At 62.1% G+C, this 2,030-nt stretch carries 1 protein-coding gene and 1 pseudogene; both read left to right on the top strand.

The window, feature by feature from the left end; translation table 11 throughout:
* Positions 1 to 653: 653 nt before the first annotated feature.
* A complete protein-coding gene (locus CWO89_RS43595; protein ID WP_130584320.1) occupies positions 654 to 1,574 on the top strand; it encodes a helix-turn-helix domain-containing protein in 921 nt (306 codons plus the stop codon).
* Positions 1,575 to 1,784: 210 nt separating this feature from the next.
* Positions 1,785 to 2,030: pseudogene (locus CWO89_RS43590) on the top strand (hypothetical protein); the annotation flags it as partial.

The following is a 2,030-nucleotide window of genomic DNA, read 5'->3' as shown; positions in this document are numbered from 1 at the left end:
TGCAACCGGCACCCGGCTTTCCCTGCGCCCTCTGCTGATTGAGAGGGCGGAAAGTGACGCAAAGCTCGGACGCAATGCGCCGCGAGAACGCGAGCGCACATCCCGCTATCATTCTCCATCGTCATGCCCCGCGAAGGCGGGGCATCCAGTACTCCGCGGCGTCTCAACTTAAGCTCAGCCGCCACTGGAATACTGGATCGTCCGCCTTCGCGGACGATGACAGCGGAGAGCTGTTTGACATTTGAATCAGAACTCTCCCCGTCATTGCGAGCAAAGCGAAGCAATCCATGCTTCCGCAAGCGGCGAAATGGATTGCTTCGCTCCGCTCGCAATGACGCCGTCGTCCTGGCGAAGGCCAGGACCCATAACCACAGGCCGTTGTCGTGTGCTCCGCTGCAACCGCTTGCTCGCGCCACAACACCTCCCTGTGGTTATGGGTCCGCGCTTTCGCGGGGACGACAATCGTAGGATGGGTAGAGCGCAGCGAAACCCATCATTCGCGCCGCTTGCTCCATGGCGATGGGTTTCGCTGCGCTCTCCCCGTCCCACGGACTGCGGACACAGCGCTGCACTTTGAAAGCGTTCTAATTGCCTCGGCAACGGTTGAGAGGCAGATAGACTCAAGGTTCGCTGGCCGGCTCCAGGCAAAGGACGTGACGCACATTTATCATCGCATCTTCGATCAGTTCCGCGTCCTCGATTCCGAGGGTGCATCAAGGGAGGACGACTTCGCGGAGACCGCGCGATGGCTCGAATTTCCCGGCTGCTTGTTCCAGCGAAACAATTTCATCCTTGATCGCATCATACGCAGCGAAGGCGTGATCAAGGCCGGATTGTTCGTCACCATCGTGTTGAAGGGCTCGGGGCAGGGAGGTCCGCACCGCGATGTCACGCGGTTCCGCTACTCGGAAAATTCGATTGTCGTGATGGCCTTGCGAAAGCCGCAGCTCTGGACCGGCGAGACGTCCGGCGGCGGGCGCATGTTCGCCGCTGGCCTGGCGTTTCCCAAGGCATCGATCGATCGCCTCGGCCTGCAGCGCGAGTTCCTCGAGCTGTTTTCCTCGGCGGAATCGGATGAATTCGTGGTCACGCTGAAGGCGCCGCCACGCATTCTTGCGATGGCAACCGAAATGCTGTCTCCGACACTGGATGGACGCGCCGAAGAGCTGCTGCTGTCCGCGCATGCCATGGAGATCCTCGCGCGGGTCATATCGATCGCGGGCAAGCGCGCGAGCATGGAGATGGCGGGCGATCACAAGCAGCGGCGGCTGCGCGCGATCCGCGATGCGATCGACGCGGATCTGCGGCGTCCGTGGAAAGTCTCCCAATTGGCGCGCGAGGCAGGCATCAGCCGCCGCTCCTTCAACACCCACTTTCGACGGGCGTTTGGCGTCAGCGCCTCCGAATATCTGCGGACGCGTCGGCTCGAATCGGCGCGCGATGCGATCATCGAGCAGGGCGTATCGATCAACGAGGCGGCCTATCTCGCGGGTTATGGCAACCCCGCCAACTTCGCGACCGCGTTTCGCAAGCACTTCGGATATGCCCCCAGTCGCTGCCGTCCACCGAATTAGAATAAGAATAATTCTACACAGCAGGCCAGACGATTGCGACGTGTGCACCAATCTAGCGGAGCGTGTACTGCGACGGAACGTCTCGACGGAAGTCTGGAGCTTGTCGACAACAGATCAAACAGTTTTTGCGCAATCGCAAAGGCGTGAGCTTCGCAATTCTTGCACTCAATCCCCTGAGTCTGCGGGCGTTCCGCGACGGGGGATCTGGCGATGGAATTCAAGCGAAAGAGCGAGTGGGGACTCGCCCTGATGACGATTTGTGGGATCGCCGCGGTGGCGCTCACGGACACGCCGGCACTGGCGCAGAGTCCGTCCGGCGCGGAGCAGCCGAGATCGAACAGCGAATTGCCGCCGGTCACAGTCGATGCGCCACGCCAGCAGCGCAGCCGCGTGGCTCCGGTGCGATCGACGCGGGCGGCGCGATCCGGCCGCAACGTCGCGCGGCGGACGCCGGCC

The organism is Bradyrhizobium sp. Leo170 (genome assembly GCF_004296405.1).
Classification (GTDB): Bacteria; Pseudomonadota; Alphaproteobacteria; order Rhizobiales; family Xanthobacteraceae; genus Bradyrhizobium.
This window is presented reverse-complemented; position numbering and strand designations above follow the sequence as displayed.